The sequence below is a fragment of the Winogradskyella sp. genome, from assembly GCF_965228925.1.
GTDB lineage: Bacteria > Bacteroidota > Bacteroidia > Flavobacteriales > Flavobacteriaceae > Winogradskyella.
In genome coordinates this window covers 4494441-4510019 of the sequence record NZ_OZ245845.1, presented here as the reverse complement: position 1 = coordinate 4510019, position 15579 = coordinate 4494441, and the positions used below count along the sequence as shown (strand labels likewise).

General features: G+C 38.2%; 12 protein-coding genes. 6 read left to right on the top strand and 6 right to left on the bottom strand.

Annotated features, from left to right (window positions below; translation table 11 throughout):
• Positions 1-43 precede the first annotated feature (43 nt).
• Both ACO052_RS18910 and ACO052_RS18905 read left to right on the top strand, forming a co-directional pair.
• Positions 44-886, top strand: a complete 843-nt coding sequence (locus tag ACO052_RS18910) for a DUF6268 family outer membrane beta-barrel protein (RefSeq protein WP_422105355.1) — start codon at positions 44-46, stop codon at positions 884-886.
• 2 nt (positions 887-888) lie between these two features.
• Positions 889-2052: a sigma-54-dependent transcriptional regulator gene (locus ACO052_RS18905; protein WP_422105354.1), complete on the top strand. Its 1164-nt coding sequence runs from the start codon at positions 889-891 to the stop codon at positions 2050-2052.
• Here ACO052_RS18905 and ACO052_RS18900 read toward each other — a convergent pair whose 3' ends face one another.
• On the bottom strand, positions 2053-3261 hold the full coding sequence (locus ACO052_RS18900; RefSeq protein WP_422105353.1) for a hypothetical protein: 1209 nt from the start codon (positions 3259-3261) through the stop codon (positions 2053-2055).
• Between the two features lie 72 nt (positions 3262-3333).
• On the opposite strand from ACO052_RS18900, the gene ACO052_RS18895 reads away from it, so the two are divergent.
• From ACO052_RS18895 to ACO052_RS18885, 3 genes are read left to right on the top strand one after another with little or no spacing between them, the layout of a single operon-like run.
• A complete protein-coding gene (locus ACO052_RS18895; protein WP_422105352.1) occupies positions 3334-4212 on the top strand; it encodes a PPK2 family polyphosphate kinase in 879 nt (292 codons plus the stop codon).
• On the top strand, positions 4205-5626 hold the full coding sequence (locus ACO052_RS18890; protein ID WP_422105351.1) for a M20/M25/M40 family metallo-hydrolase: 1422 nt from the start codon (positions 4205-4207) through the stop codon (positions 5624-5626). Before ACO052_RS18895 ends, ACO052_RS18890 begins: the two co-directional genes overlap by 8 nt.
• Before the next feature lie 11 nt (positions 5627-5637).
• On the top strand, positions 5638-6201 hold the full coding sequence (locus tag ACO052_RS18885; RefSeq protein ID WP_422105350.1) for a hypothetical protein: 564 nt from the start codon (positions 5638-5640) through the stop codon (positions 6199-6201).
• Here ACO052_RS18885 and ACO052_RS18880 read toward each other — a convergent pair whose 3' ends face one another.
• Positions 6202-7020 (bottom strand): M23 family metallopeptidase, encoded by an 819-nt coding sequence (locus tag ACO052_RS18880; protein ID WP_422105349.1) that lies wholly within the window; start codon positions 7018-7020, stop codon positions 6202-6204.
• 47 nt (positions 7021-7067) lie between these two features.
• Between ACO052_RS18880 and ACO052_RS18875 the strand changes: the two genes are divergently transcribed.
• Positions 7068-7445 carry a glyoxalase superfamily protein gene (locus ACO052_RS18875; RefSeq protein ID WP_422105348.1) on the top strand — a complete coding sequence of 126 codons (378 nt, stop codon included), beginning with the start codon at positions 7068-7070 and terminating at the stop codon, positions 7443-7445.
• A gap of 34 nt (positions 7446-7479) precedes the next feature.
• On the opposite strand, the gene ACO052_RS18870 is transcribed toward ACO052_RS18875, so the two are convergent.
• The 4 genes from ACO052_RS18870 to ACO052_RS18855 all read right to left on the bottom strand — a co-directional run bounded on the left by ACO052_RS18870 (position 7480) and on the right by ACO052_RS18855 (position 15542).
• Positions 7480-8202, bottom strand: coding sequence for a DUF6090 family protein (locus ACO052_RS18870; protein WP_422105347.1), 723 nt, complete (start codon positions 8200-8202; stop codon positions 7480-7482).
• A gap of 121 nt (positions 8203-8323) precedes the next feature.
• Positions 8324-11026: a prolyl oligopeptidase family serine peptidase gene (locus ACO052_RS18865; RefSeq protein ID WP_422105346.1), complete on the bottom strand. Its 2703-nt coding sequence runs from the start codon at positions 11024-11026 to the stop codon at positions 8324-8326.
• A gap of 20 nt (positions 11027-11046) precedes the next feature.
• The gene (locus ACO052_RS18860) at positions 11047-14319 is read right to left on the bottom strand and encodes a S41 family peptidase (RefSeq protein WP_422105345.1); all 3273 of its coding nucleotides are present in this window, start codon (positions 14317-14319) and stop codon (positions 11047-11049) included.
• Between the two features lie 35 nt (positions 14320-14354).
• Positions 14355-15542, bottom strand: a complete 1188-nt coding sequence (locus ACO052_RS18855; protein ID WP_422105344.1) for a DUF1624 domain-containing protein — start codon at positions 15540-15542, stop codon at positions 14355-14357.
• Positions 15543-15579 lie beyond the last annotated feature (37 nt).

Genomic DNA, 15579 nt, shown 5'->3' with positions numbered 1-15579 from the left:
TTTACGCTTTACTAAATGTTATACAGTTTTGGCAATCTTTGTTATGTGCTGTATACATTCTGTTGAAGCACAATTAACGGATTTAGTGCGCCTTGAATATTCTTTTATACCGAGTAGCAAATCAGAAGACCGGTATACCAGATTAAGAGGAATTTTAAACTACCCTATTAAGATCAAAGACAAGGATTACTTAGTCGTCGGCGCTGAGTACAACAGAATTATTCTTAGTTTGGAAGAAGATTATCCGTTTAATACCAGCGAAATAAATCGCTTGCACATCATAGATTTAAGCTTGGGTTATACCTTTAAATGCAAAAATGATTGGAGGTTAGGTCTTAATATCAATCCTAGAATCGCCTCTACCTTAACCCATAATCTAACCTCAGATGATTTATTCTTAAATGGGGGTATTTTCGCTATTAAGGACAGAACGGATGCAACAGATATTAAAAGACCTTATCGTTTAGTTTTGGGCCTTACTTATAATACGACCGCAGGGTTACCAATTCCGTTGCCATTTGTGAGTTATTTTAGACAGATTAATGACCATTGGTCTTTTAATCTAGGTGTGCCAAAGTCTAATTTAAAATATGCCTTTAATACACACAGTTTTTTGCAGACCTTTGCATCACTAGATGGTTATTTTGCGAATATTCAAAGACCCATGCTCATCAACGATAGAGAAGTCAATAATATATCACTTTCTGTAGCTATAGGAGGACTTGGGTATGAATATTGCTTTACAAAAAATATTATCGCTTATACCTATGTAGGATATACCTTTAGGTTGAATAATGTCCTGCGTAACAACGATAGGGATGAGGTATTTAGATTAAACGACCTCAATGCTTTTTATTTAAGAACCGGATTAAAATTTAAAATATAAAGATGTCAAAAATATTAATAATTGAAGATGAAGCGGCCATCCGCAGAGTATTGGTTAAAATATTAACCGAAGAAAATGAAGCTTATCAGGTAGAAGAAGCAGAGGATGGTTTAGTTGGTATAGAGAAAATCAAAAAGGATGATTATGATCTTGTGCTTTGCGATATTAAAATGCCAAAAATGGATGGTGTTGAAGTGCTTGAAGCTGTGAAGAAAATGAAACCTGAAATTCCTATGGTTATGATTTCCGGACATGGCGACTTAGACACGGCTGTTAATACGATGCGTTTGGGTGCTTTTGACTATATATCCAAGCCGCCAGACTTAAATCGATTATTGAATGCAGTCCGGATTGCCTTAGATAGAAAAGAGCTGGTTGTAGAGAACAAAATGCTTAAAAAGAAAGTAAGCAAAAACTATGAAATGATTGGTGAGAGTGATGCTATTGCCCGAATTAAGGATATGATAGATAAAGTGGCACCAACAGATGCTCGAGTTTTGATTACAGGGCCAAATGGAACAGGAAAAGAGCTTGTAGCGCATTGGCTGCACCAAAAGAGCGAACGCTCTAAAGGCCCAATGATTGAGGTGAATTGTGCGGCTATACCTAGTGAGCTTATAGAGAGCGAATTGTTTGGTCATGTTAAAGGTGCATTTACATCTGCCAATAAAGACAGGGCCGGTAAGTTTGAAGCGGCGAATGGGGGTACTATTTTTTTGGATGAAATAGGTGATATGAGCTTGTCTGCCCAGGCAAAGGTACTTAGAGCTTTACAAGAAAACCGCATTCAACGCGTTGGTAGCGATAAGGATATTAAGGTCAATGTTAGAGTTGTTGCAGCTACCAATAAAGATCTAAAGAAAGAAATTGACGAAGGTAATTTTAGAGAAGACTTATATCATAGATTGGCTGTAATTTTAATCGAAGTACCTGCCCTAAATGATCGTAGGGAAGATATTCCCTTATTGGTAGATTATTTTGCAGATAAGATTTCACAAGAACAAGGTAACGCCAAAAAAACCTTTTCCGATAAAGCCATTAAACTACTTCAAAACTACGATTGGACAGGTAATATACGTGAGCTTAGGAACGTCGTAGAACGTTTAATCATTTTAGGAGGAAAAGAGGTGAGTGAAGCCGATGTCAAAGCTTTTGCTTCTAAATAATCACAAGTTAAAAGATAAACTAATCCCGGTTTGAATATCGGGATTGTTATTTACCGTTAGGTCTTGTTGAATGTAGAAAGTCGTGGCTATTTTTCTGGCAAACGTATACATCAATGTCCAGTAATTATTATTTCTATAGAGGTTCGAAGTTCCAGAATTCCAGGATTTGAGGGAAGTACCATTTTTTGTGGGGATCAAATAATCAAATTCACTTTTTTTATTCAAACTGGTTTGAATATAAAAATCGGCACCAAAACTATGACGTGTGCGTTTATTTTTGGATAGGAAACTATACTCAACAAGGGTTTCAAGGTAACCGATAAAGGTATTGTTATTAAAATCCATATTATCCTCACTAAAATCGATCAAATTGTTTTTCGTACCTCCTAAGCTTAAGCCTGCGCTTAAGGTGTTGTCATTTTTTAAAGAGAAGAGTTTCATGACATTTGCGGAGGCTCCAATATCTAAGGATCGATTGAATTTGGACGTATTGATGCCCATATGAGCGCCGTAATTAAAATCAAAGCCATTGAGAAAACGCACTGGATATCTGTAATAACTCAACTCAAATCCACTTAAAATAAAATCACCGTTTTCTATGGTCATCACACGGTCATTTCGGTCTTTGTACCGAATAAGGGCTTCATTTAATGGGTATAATTGCCTATCAAAAGGATCTTCACCACCAGCAATGTGTTTATGAAAATACTCTATAGTATCGTCACTCGTAATGATTGAAAATGGAAATGTTCCTCTCGTTAAAACAAAGGAGCGCAATCCAATTTTTAATTCACTCTTTGAATTAATAGGTAGGTTAAAATTTAGGCGTAACCCTTTTATAACGCCATCGTTTTGCACTTCTAATGTTTTGGCATCTAAGCTGTTCACATCTATTCGAAATTCTCTGGCATGCCACGGGAATTGACTGACAAAGGCTCTGTCGTTTTCATTATTTGGTATATAGGCTGTTACGGGTGGAGACCAGACATTACCGCTTTCCAGGGTGATATTGAAACTGTAGGTCCCCAAGGGTTTTGTCTGAAAATTACCTTGCCATCTCGAGAAAAAAATACCATAAGGATGGGTAGAGACTATACTGGGCTTATTAAGAATAGGTGTATCGGTCGGCTTAGGAGAATTAGCGTTCTGTGAAATAGAACCCAAGGTCAGCACTAGAAAACACAAACACATGTTGTATTTATATTTCAATTAAAGGGGAGGTTGAGGTTACATTGATAAATCTACAAAATGTTCATTATATTTAGCTGTTATTTCTGAATTATGAAAGATATTACCATCGCCGATTTTAAGATTACATCTAAAATCAACATCAAAGATTTGCCCACCCAAATAGACCTAAATGCAAACAAAAAAGAATTAAAGGAAGCCTTAAGAGAAGTCAGTGAAGATTTGGCAGACATACAAAACGCCATGTATGCCCATGGCAAGTATTCCGTTTTGTTTTGCATTCAAGGCATGGATACCGCGGGCAAGGATAGTTTAATTAGAGAAGTATTTAAAGAATTCAACGTCAGGGGTATTGTAGCCCATAGTTTTAAAAAGCCAACGGAGCTCGAGCTAAAACACGACTACTTATGGCGGCACTATATTGCCTTACCAGCTAGGGGCAAGTTTGGAATTTTTAACAGAACCCACTACGAGAATGTTTTGGTCACAAGGGTACACCCCAATTATTTAATGTACGAAAATATGCCAGATATAACATCTGTTGATGATGTCAATGATGCCTTTTGGGATAAGCGTTTTAATGAGATAAATGCTTTTGAAAAACACATCGCGGAAAATGGGACGATTATTTTTAAGTTCTTTTTAAATCTGTCTAAAGAGGAGCAAAAGAATAGGCTGTTGAGACGGCTTAATAGACCTGATAAAAATTGGAAGTTCTCTTCGGACGATTTAAAGGAACGAAAGCTGTGGGACAAGTATCAGGAATGTTATGAGGATGTCTTAAATCGGAGTTCTAGACCCCATGCCCCATGGTTTAATATTCCAGCGGATGATAAACCAACGGCACGATATATCGTCGCCAAGATTTTATACGATACCTTAAAGACCTATACGGATATTAGAGAACCAGAACTTCCAGCAAAGGAAAAAGCCAATATCCATATCTACAAACAACAATTAGAAAATGAATAAATTAATGAAGTCGGTTTCGACAATAGTATTGCTCTTAAGTTTGATGCTTTCTGGGAATATGAAGGCCCAATCGGATGAAGCGATTTTAAAAACCCTATATGAGACCTCATTGACTAAGGGCAAAAGCTACGAATGGCTAGATTATCTATCTAATACCATCGGAGGCCGCTTGTCAGGGTCTACTAATGCCGAACTTGCTGTGCAATACACTAAAAAAGAACTTGAAAAATTAGGTTTGGACAAGGTATGGTTGCAGCCTGTTATGGTTCCTAAATGGGTAAGGGGAGAGAAGGAGATGGGTTATTTTGAGACTAAGGGACAACTTCAAAAAGTGAATATCTGCGCTTTAGGAGGTTCTGTCGCCACACCAAACGGCGGAACAAAAGCCCAAGTTTTAGAGGTTGGGACCTATAAGGATTTAGAGACTCTAGGCGAGGAAAAGATTAAAGGTAAAATTGTATTTATCAATAGATCTTGGGAGCAAGAACTCGTTAATACATTTCAGGCTTATGGCGGTTGTGCTACAGAGCGTTACAGAGGTGCGGCTGAAGCGGCAAAATACGGAGCAGTTGGTACTATTATTAGATCTTTGAGCTCACGACAAGATGACTATCCACATACGGGCAGTATGGCTTATGGCGATTTACCTGTTGAGCAGCGGATTCCTTCTGCTGCGATTAGCACCAATGATGCCGTAAAGCTAAGTGAGGCTCTAAAAAAGGATAAGGACTTGGTATTCTTCTTTGAAATGAGTTGTCAGAAGTTCGATGATGTACTGTCTCATAATGTCATTGGGGAAATTACGGGAAGCGAATTCCCAAACGAATATATGCTTGTCGGCGGTCATTTAGATTCTTGGGATCTCGGTGATGGCGCACATGATGATGGTGCAGGAGTGGTACAATCTATGGAGGTCTTACGTTTATTAAGTGAAAGCGGTGTCCGACCAAAACGAAGTATTAGAGTGGTATTGTTTATGAACGAAGAGAATGGATTACGCGGAGGGAGAAAGTATGCCGAGGTCGCCAAAGAAAAGGGAGAAAAACACATCTTCGCTTTAGAGAGTGATGCAGGTGGCTTTACACCAAGGGGTTTTAGTTTTGATTGCAGTGATTTGATGTTTGCTAAAATAGAAAGCTGGAAGCCCTTATTTAAGCCTTACCTCATTCATTACTTCGAAAAAGGAGGTAGTGGGGCGGATATTGGACCATTAAAAAGTGATGATATAGTATTAGCCGGTTTAAGACCAGACTCGCAGCGCTATTTTGATCACCACCATGCTGCGAACGATACCTTTGAGCATGTCAATAAGCGTGAGTTGGCCTTAGGGGCGGCCACTATGACCTCCTTGGTATTTTTAATAGATAAATATGGTACAGAGACCATTACTGACGAAAAGGAAATTAAAGACTAACTAAAAATTCAATGAGAAAAATACTATTTCTAATGCTAAGTTTGTCCACAGCTTTTGGTTTTGGACAAAAGGATGAACTACCTTATTACGAAGTTCCTGATTATCCAGAGGAGTTTACGGCTGGCACTGTGGCGGCACGTATGGTTGATGCTTTGGGATTCCGGTTTTATTGGGCTACAGACAGTCTAACAGCTAAAGACTTAGCATATAAAGCGAATAAAGAGAGCCGCTCTTCGGAAGAGACGATTGCCCATATTTATGATTTATCCAAAATTATTGTGAATTCAACTTTAAAGCAACCTAATATTAGCGTTGATGAAAGTTTGTCGTACCCTGAAATGAGAGCACAGACACTAAAAAATCTTAAAACAGCAGCCGATATTTTAAGGGAAAGTGAAGATATTTCAGAATATAAGATCATTTTTGGAGAGCGCGAAATTCCATTCTGGAATCAGGTTAATGGACCAATCGCTGACGCCATTTGGCATTGTGGTCAAATTGTGATTTACAGACGAACCACAGGAAACCCTATCAATCCCAAGATTAGTCACTTTTCGGGTAAGGTAAGAGAGTAATTATTTGGTCCTCTTGTAATATTTACCTTGCTTTAATTTTTTGCGTTTTTGTCCCCTGAAATAAAAGGGGATTGAGAGGCCTTCCGATTTATACATGACTAAATGTAAATGGGGTGTTGTTGTAAATCCGGTCATCCCGGATATAGCGATGGGCTGTCCAACACTTACCCGATCTCCAACCTTGGCTATGGCGCCTTCAAAATCTAAATGTACATAGTGTGCCATTGTACCATCGTCGTGAAGTATTAAGATTTTATTCCCTTTGTCTACGCACTTTCTGGTTTTACAATACTCATTGGAATCTTCCTTTATAAAGAATACGACGCCATCCCTTATCGCCGTAATGGTATCACCCACTTTCATGCCGAAGTCAATGGCATATCTGGAGTGTGGTTTGTTGTGAGAGAACTTTCCACCAAATGATTGCACAATCTTGTATTTCTTGCCTTTGGGATAGGGTAGTGTATAGCGATAATTTTCGTCGATACTACTATTTGGATCGCCAAAACTTCCTTTAAATTTAAGGTATAGCTTTGAGTCTATGACAGCTGTATCTTTTACCTTGCTCAAGGGAATTGCTAATGCATTTTTTAGCGTGTCTCTATGCTTTAAAACCCCATAAGGATTAACATTTATATAGGATTGCGTAGAATCCAAGGGGGATAGATTCAATTCTAGTGGGGCATAAAATGGATTGATGTAGTCTAAATACACCGAGTCTTTAGTGATATGCTTATGGGTTTCAATAGTCTGACCAAAGCTTAATCCAACAAAGAGATGAACCACAAATGCAATTAAAGGCCCTTTCTTAAGTATCATAGATTCAATTTTTAATTACATTTATAAATATAAATATTTAAGCAAAAATGAATAGAGGTTATCTGAAACAAATTCACCCCGTGCTTCCTGTTAAAGACGTGTCTAAAGCAGTCGAATATTATGTAGATAAGTTGGGCTTTAAATTAGCCTTTACGGATACTACAAGCGATAAAGGTTACGCAGGCGTCTCAAGAGACGCTATTGAAATTCATTTACAGTGGCATGACGAGAACGAATGGATTACAGGCATAGATCGACCAATGCTCAGAATTTATGTAGAGCATATTGCTCAATTGTACGAAGCATACAAAACAAAAGATGTATTCCATAAGCAGACAGCGCTTAAGAAAACCCCATGGGGAACCGAAGAGTTTGCGTTTTATGATTTATACGGTAACGGCTTAACCTTTTACAGGGATATTTAGTCTTGAGCTATAGAAAATTGAGCTTTAAAAGCAACTAATTTGATTCTAATCGGTCGTCTATTTGATCAATTAACTCAACAGCATTGTCCCTATGCACCTTAATAAAATTGGCGTGATTCTGACTGGCAAGAATAAAGTTTGAAGCCACCCGATTTCTATAGTCAACAGATTCACCAAAATAGTCCTTCATGTCTTCGGTAAAGCGACCTTGCATCCAATCGACAAACCAAGGTTGACTTTTAAAGTAATCTAAATTCTTTAAGGTTTCGGACTTTACAAACTCATTACTCTGGTCCAACATATCGGTCATCTGTTTATAAAACTGAAGAATAGTATTTTGGAGACTATCATTTTTCCGTGTTTCTAACTCTTCAAAGTTTTTCAACATATTATAGCCTTTATCTTGAACGACAAATGGCTGATAGAGTGTCGTAAGACTGCGGCACAGCAGGCAGGACTGAATAGTCTTTGCGTCATAGTCCTTATTGATGACCTTAGTACTGTATTTGTTGATCGAGTCATAGAATTGTAAAATGGGTTTTGCTCGCAACGTATCAGCGACTAAATCTATTCTTACTTTTTTTAAAATGGACTTAAGCTGTATGTTTTGTTTTCGTTCTTCATTCCAATTATTGACTTGTAACGCTAGTAGAATACCGATCATTACCAAGACGATTTCGCCGATGGCATAAAGCAGGTAACTACTCAACTTGTTTGAAAAGAACTTTTTTCTGATTTTTCTGAAAATACTTATCATTATTGTTATTCGTTTTCGTCCTTACGCTCTTGTTTCATTTTGATATACCTAGACACTAGGCGCACTCCTAATCTGGCGAAGAGGATAATAGCGATGACCAAGACGATGTCAAATCCATTCATTAGTCCTTTATTAATCTAATTCCAACATAGGCGCTTTCAACCGAGTCGGTAGTGTTTAGGTCTACATAATCATAGGCACAATAACCATAAGTACCATCGTCATAATATTCGGCCACATTGCCACCGAGGTCATATACCAAGGCATCACCAATTTTTGTAGCTTTATATTTACCTACCTCAGTCAGTAGATAGGGCTTTGTACTACTTAGCTTTAGCTTTAACTTTTCATAGTCACTAGGAACAAGTTTGTATCCAGCCCAATAATTTAATGTGTTTTCTTTAGAAGCTACTTTTTTAGCTGATTTATGAAAGGCTTTGCCTTCTTTAGCTGATGGCAATCTATAGGTCGCACCAGTTTGTTGGGAAAGCCAATTGACGTAAGCCCTTGCGTCATTTAAGGAAACAACAACTGGATGGTTATCTTTACCAGTGTCATAAGTGTGATCTCGATCATACGCTTTAAACTGCGCATTGGTCACTTCAAACCTTCCAACAGCAATAGAATCTTTTTTAACGCTAACGGTTTCAGGGATTAATACGCCGTTAACCAACTCTCCATATAGACCATTGGTGTTTTTTACAGCTTGTAATTTTATAATTTGATCTAATGGACTCCCTTTTTTAAAGGCCTCGTTCTCAGTTTTTGGCTTATTGAGTAAATAGGTTTCTATCCAAGTGATCTCTTCTTTCATTTTTCGTAACTGATGGGTAATCTTCCCTAAGCCATGGGGCTGTCCAGGAAACCATAGAAAGCGAACAGGAGCTTTACCCACTTGCTGTAAACCTCTATAGTACTCCCATCCTTGATCTCTTGGAACCGCTCTGTCTGCACTTCCATGAAATATGATGGTTGGGGTTTTTATTTTTTCAATTTCAAATAGGGGCGATTTCAGAATGTAATTTTCGTTATAAGATTTACCATTAACGTCATCCCATGGGGCTCCACCAAAATAATGCTGGTCAAAACTCACTCCAAATCGGCAAGTCCCATAATCAGAAGTCCAATTGACATCGCCAGCTCCTGGAGCTGCAACCTTAAACATATCAGGATAGCGAACGGTCAACATGGTCGTTATAATAGCTCCGTTAGACCAGCCCATAGTACCCAATTGATTTTTATCGACTTTACCTTCATTAGATAATACGTCTATGCCCTTAATAATGTCCTCCATTTCTGGTTCGTAGTAGTTCTCTTTAATGCTCTCTACATAAGACAGTCCGTGATTAGCAGAACCGTGATAATTGGGCTTTAAAACAAACATGCCTTTTTGGGCCAAAAGGTTGGGGTAGGTACTCCATCGTTCGGACCATGAATCTAAATCCTGACTTGCAGGTCCACCGTGAATGGATAACATTAAGGGATAGCGTTGGCCCTCAACATAATTTTCAGGATAGTAAAGAATACCAGTAACCTCCTCATTTTTGTAGCCTTTCCAGACCATAACTTCACTTTTGGTAATTGGCTTTTTTGAAAGCTTTTTATTGAGTTTCACTAATTCACTCTCGTTAGAGAACTTATGTTCCTTTAAGTCCGAAATAAGAAAGCTGGGTAAGCGTGAAGCTGTAGAATACACATAAACAATTTTAGTCCCGTCCTTAGACACCGAACTTATGGATACATGATCGTTTTTAGCTCCTAAATCGATGTTCTTTTTAGTCCAGGAGTTGTTGTTTTTTTTGTAGTAGGCTAACCGTCGGGTGGCTCTATTGGCCAAAGAGACGATAATATCATTTCCAACGACATGATAACCGCCAGCATGACCTAAATCCCAATCCAGATCCACTTTAGTATGGTTCATCGACTGTAAATCAAAATAATAGAGTTCATTAATTCCAGAACCATTGTATTTTGGGTTAGAACCATATTCTGATGAAAAGTAAAAGCCTTTGTGGTCGTCGGTAAATCTGAAGCTATACGTAGGATAACCAAAACCCGAAAGTATCCTTGTGGTAGTTCCGGTGTCTAGATTTTTTAAGTATTGATAGGGGTCTCGTTGTGCATCAGAGGCGTAACTAATATTGCGCTGTTCACCATAAATCAACCATTTACCATCTTTAGATATTCTATAACCCGATAAAGGTTTTTTATTTGAAGTGAGTCGTTTTATCGATTTGTCTTTTAGACTAAAGGCATAAACATGATTCGGTTTCCAATTAAGCGAGTCCTCAACCACAATCACATTGTCCTTTTTTTCTTCGTTGTTGGTTTCATAGAGCGTTTTACCGTCATTAGACTGAAACAAAAGTGTCTTGTCGTCCTTCCATTGAAGATTTGAAATGCCATTTTTAAATTCCTTGACTTCTTTGGCCTCACCACCGTAAATACTCAATTTCCATAATTTTTTGCCTTTTTCCCTAGACGACAAGAAATAAATGTGTTCGCCATCTTTAGAAAAGATAGGGCTGTAGTCGTTGTCCTTTCCGTTGGTCAGTTGTATGGTTTTATAGGCCTCCTCTTTTTTGAGATCTAATCGCGTTAAATAAATATCTGAAACAAAACGGTCCTTGTCTTTAACTGCTTTTCGTTTGGTCCAAACGACCATGGTATTATCAGGCGATATGGATACAGACCGCATATATTCTGTATTGATAATATCTTCTGGTGTCCAACGTGAAGGATCATTTTTATCTTGTGAAAAAACGGTAAGGTTGAACAACAGTATGAAAAATAGGTGTATTGAATATTTAAAATTTGTCTTCATTTTAAAATAGTTAGTTCTGATTAGTTTCCTTTAGCTGGTTTTGAAAATTTAGGCGCTTTAACAGCTTTCTTTGTTCCGAGTTGCTTCATGAGTTCGGCAACGGCCCGCTCAAGTTGAGGATCTTTTCCTTCAGATAGGGACTTGGCGTCTTGTCTTACCTCAATATCAGGTGCTACGCCTTTATTCTCTGCAATCCATTCATTCTTATTTGGGTCGAAAACGGCATTGTCTGGTGCTGTTAATCCTCCACCGTCAATTAATGCATAATGTGTTGAGGATTTTACTAAGCCTCCCCAGGTGCGCATTCCGATTAATTTCCCAGCGTTTTGCTGTCTAAATACCCATGGGAAGAAATCACCACCAGAGCCAGCAAGTTCATTAATCAACAAGACTTTAGGTCCTAATATTCCAGCAGGAAGTTTCATGGGTATACCATTTGGAACTTCATTGGTTAAACCAGCCCTAAGACTTCTAGTCATTAAATCGACCATATAATCATCTAATAAACCTCCGCCATTAAAGCGTTCATCGATAACAGCACCTTCTTTGTCTTGTTGTGCAAAGTAATAGCGATTGAAGGAGACAAAACCTGGACCTCCTGTATTTGGCACCCAAACATAACCTAAACGCCCATTAGACAATTTATCCACTAATCGTCGGTTGTCCTCAACCCAAGTGCGTTGTCTCAGAGAATTTTCGCTACGAATCGGTTCTACAACCTCGGTCCAATGCCCTTTAAATTCGGGCTTGTCATTAATATGAAGAATGGTTTGTTTACCAGAGGTGCCGTCTAGGTATTTATAGAAGTTTTCATTCCCATTTATTTCATTCCCATTAATCCCTACAATATAATAGCCTTCTTTAATATTGAGCCCGGGTGCATCTAATGGCCCAGATAACCCTGGATTCCAGTTTTCCGTAGTATAAATGCGCTTAATCTGCCATCGATTATTATTCGGTTGCATATCGGCACCAAGTAAGCCAGTTCTAGAACGTTCGACATCAGGGTAATCTCCACCAAACACAAAACTATGCCCAACGGATAATTCACCATTCACTTGATCTAAAATATAGTTCAAGTCAGATCTGTGTTTCACGAACGGTACCAACGGTGCATAACGTTTATAAACAACTTTCCAATCGCGACCATGTATATTGGGGTCATAAAAATAATCGCGTTCGTATCTCCAAGCCTCTTCAAAAATCTGTTCCCATTCTGCAGAACGATCTAATTTCATCTGTAGATTGACCTTTAGATTTTTAGCACCTTTTGCATCGGCACCACCAGTTTTTGCAACTTTCCAACTGCCATTGAGTCTGGCTAGCATGTGCTTACCATTTGATGTAATCGAAACAGAACGAGCACCAGATGCAAATTCTTTGCTCTTTTGCTTTTTAAGATCAAATTTATGGAGTGTTGCACCTCTTCCATTAGGAATATACTCAGCAATAAACATAGAGCCTTTTGGACCAGCTAATATGTAGCCATAATTTCTAGATGGCATAGGTAAGGCCAAAGTCCTTCTACCGATGCCATCAAAGTCTATGACCATAGCTTTATCGGCATCTTCTTTTTTGTCTTTGGTACCTTTTTTATCTTTTTCTTTATCCTCTTTCTTACCATCATCATCTTTTTCCTCTTTGACCTCTTCCTCATCACTTTTTGGTTTAAAAGGAGAGTCGTCATTGGCATCAAGATTAATCACATAAGCTGCATATATAGGGTCGGCTGTCATTGAACTTGTATTTGCCCAACCAGAACGCAGCGCAATATTGGTACTGGCTAAAAAGTAAAGTTGTTTTTTATTCAAGTCCCATGCAGGTGAGAAGGAATCGGCAAATGGATCGGTAATGGCTTTCGTTTCATCGTTCTTTAAGGAATAAATATAAACCTGTCTAAAGTTGTTTGATGCCGACTTTGTATAGGCAATCCAGTTACTATCAGGGGACCACATTAGTGCTATTCTTCCTCGTTCTAAATTAGTGCCTCCGATATCGATAGTTTTAATTTTTTTGGTTTCTAAATTGACATAGCGTAACCTAACGTCATCATCGACAAAGGCAATATGTTTTCCATCAGGAGACCAGGTGGGATTCCAACCAAGTTTGGATTCTCCTATAGAAATAGCTTCAGGTTTAGACAAACCATCCTGAGAAGAAATCATTAATGCATATCCCTTTCGGTTGGCGTCGGAGAACCAAGCAATTTTATCCCCTTTGGGTGACCATATAGGTCGTCTATCTGCTGTTCCTGAAGATTCGGTAATATTTCTAGAATCGCCAAATTCTACGGGAACTGTAAATATATCGCCACGGGATTGCATAATAGCACGTTTTCCATTTGGAGAAAGCGATGCAGAACGTGTGGAACGCGATACATCTTCCCATTTCGTTTCGGCCCAAGGAAAATCGCCCACGACCTTAATATTTAATTGTGTGGACTTATTATTTGAAAGATTCAGTGTATGCAAATAACCGTCGCGTTCATAAACTAATGTAGTATTATAACCACTTAACCATTTGACGTCTGAACCTTTAAATTTGGTGATTTGACTTAGGGCTTTTGTTGTGGGATTATAAGACCAAATATTTGAAACTAAATCTCTGTCGGACAGAAAATATATGTTATCCCCCAACCACATGGGCTGAACATCGGTGGTGCGTTCATTGGGTAGTAATTCTTCATTTTGACTATCTAAATCTAAAATGATAAGCGGCGTGTTTTGCCCACCTCTGTAGGCTCGCCATTCTACATCCCAACGGTCCATTTTATCTATAACCAATTGCTTCCCATCAGGGGAATATGAACCATCATGACTCCATTGCGTTGTGAGTAATTTTGGAACACCTCCTTCCGCGGGTATAGTATATAATCTATCATAGGCTCTTGGCGCTGTTTCTCTTCCGCTGGCAAAAAGGATATGTTTACCATCATTCGTCCAACCTCTTACCGTGGATCCGCTTGGATGCCATGTTAACTGTTTCGGTTCTCCACCGTTTTTTGAGATAACATAAACATTGTTTCTTCCCGCGCGATTAGAGCTAAATGCAATCCAATTGCCATCGGGTGAAAAATTAGGATTAGATTCTACTGCTGCTGTGGATGTTAAACGTTTAGCTTCGCTGGAGTTTAATTCTGCAATCCAAACATCACTTCCATAGGTAAATGTGATATGAGTAGCGCTTATATCTGGCTGTCTGAGCAATCGAGTACCTTGGGAAAAAGCTAAAAAAGTAGATAATAAAAATACGAGGTAAGTGATTTGAGATTGAATTTTGAAAGATGATTTCATATATTAAGATTGGTTTAAATTGAATGGTCCTAAATTTACAAATAACTTAGCCACCATTTGTCTTTATTATTGAGTTTATACAACATATATTTTTTACATAATGGATATAGGATTAAAACAATTGTAATCCATATGATATATACTGTAACAAGCGAATAGCCATAGCCTTGTAACACGCCAGACCCCATGGTTTCATTATCTAAAATCATAAGCTTCCAATTTTTACCTGTTATCAATAGCCCAATAAGCGCTCCTAGATGAATGACCAAGATGTGCAGGATATAATAGAAAAACGGAACACGACCGAATACGACTAGAAAATTGGTAAGACCATTTTTGATGTTTTCAATACCGTAAAGGAATAACAATGCAGGGCCCAAAGTCATTAGGAGATAAACTAACGACGGCGGGTATTTGGTAGCATTAAAAAAGGATATGATTGTTTTTTCTGTAGTGGCTTGATAGGACCACGGCGTAAGATCACCGTAATAATTAATACCTCGCAAAACAAAAAATAATAGGATGCACGTTATTCCAATATAGAGCAACCTCTTCAATCTAATGTTAACCGAAGCATCCTTTTTATAAAGTTCACCAAAACAATAGCCGAGAAGCATGACTCCAATCCAGGGTAGAACAGGATATGAGAACCATAAGTACCTGTTTTCGGCATAGCTTATACCATTGGATTGATGTAAGAAATACCAAAAAATAGATTTTAGACTATCGCCTTTCATTACAATACCGTCTAAGGCGTTATGACCAATAACGATGAGTAGGCCTAAGGCTAGACTAATACGTTTAGGGAGATAAATTAGGATACCAAGCGCAATCATACAGATACCAATAGCCCAAATGACTTGAAGATTGGTAAATCCAAAGGACGGATCGAACCACCAAAGAAAATTATTGACGACAATTTCTACAAAAATGAGCCATAATCCGCGTGTGATTAAAAACTTTGATAATTGTCCCTTTGTTTTTTTCTGTCCATATAAAAAGGCAGAGGTACCCGCTAAAAACACAAAAACTGGTGCACAAATGTGTGTGACAAATCGTGTGCCAAAAAGAATCATATTTGTGGATTCCATATTCTCTGGATAGTTGCTTGTAAACGCATTGATATGGAAGTAATCTCTAACGTGGTCTAATGCCATAAGAACCATGACAAGACCCCTAAGAATATCAATGGACTCAATTCTGGTTGATTTGATTGATGACATGTGTCTTTAATTAAAAGACTTGAGGACGGCTAAAGGT

Coding starts and splice junctions, on each gene's coding strand:
- ACO052_RS18855 (WP_422105344.1), bottom strand. CDS start 15,542: ATGTCATCAATCAAATCAACCAGAATTGAGTCCATTGATATTCTTAGG.
- ACO052_RS18880 (WP_422105349.1), bottom strand. CDS start 7,020: ATGATACTTAAGAAAGGGCCTTTAATTGCATTTGTGGTTCATCTCTTT.
- ACO052_RS18875 (WP_422105348.1), top strand. CDS start 7,068: ATGAATAGAGGTTATCTGAAACAAATTCACCCCGTGCTTCCTGTTAAA.
- ACO052_RS18905 (WP_422105354.1), top strand. CDS start 889: ATGTCAAAAATATTAATAATTGAAGATGAAGCGGCCATCCGCAGAGTA.
- ACO052_RS18860 (WP_422105345.1), bottom strand. CDS start 14,319: ATGAAATCATCTTTCAAAATTCAATCTCAAATCACTTACCTCGTATTT.
- ACO052_RS18910 (WP_422105355.1), top strand. CDS start 44: ATGTGCTGTATACATTCTGTTGAAGCACAATTAACGGATTTAGTGCGC.
- ACO052_RS18870 (WP_422105347.1), bottom strand. CDS start 8,202: ATGATAAGTATTTTCAGAAAAATCAGAAAAAAGTTCTTTTCAAACAAG.
- ACO052_RS18865 (WP_422105346.1), bottom strand. CDS start 11,026: ATGAAGACAAATTTTAAATATTCAATACACCTATTTTTCATACTGTTG.
- ACO052_RS18885 (WP_422105350.1), top strand. CDS start 5,638: ATGAGAAAAATACTATTTCTAATGCTAAGTTTGTCCACAGCTTTTGGT.
- ACO052_RS18890 (WP_422105351.1), top strand. CDS start 4,205: ATGAATAAATTAATGAAGTCGGTTTCGACAATAGTATTGCTCTTAAGT.
- ACO052_RS18895 (WP_422105352.1), top strand. CDS start 3,334: ATGAAAGATATTACCATCGCCGATTTTAAGATTACATCTAAAATCAAC.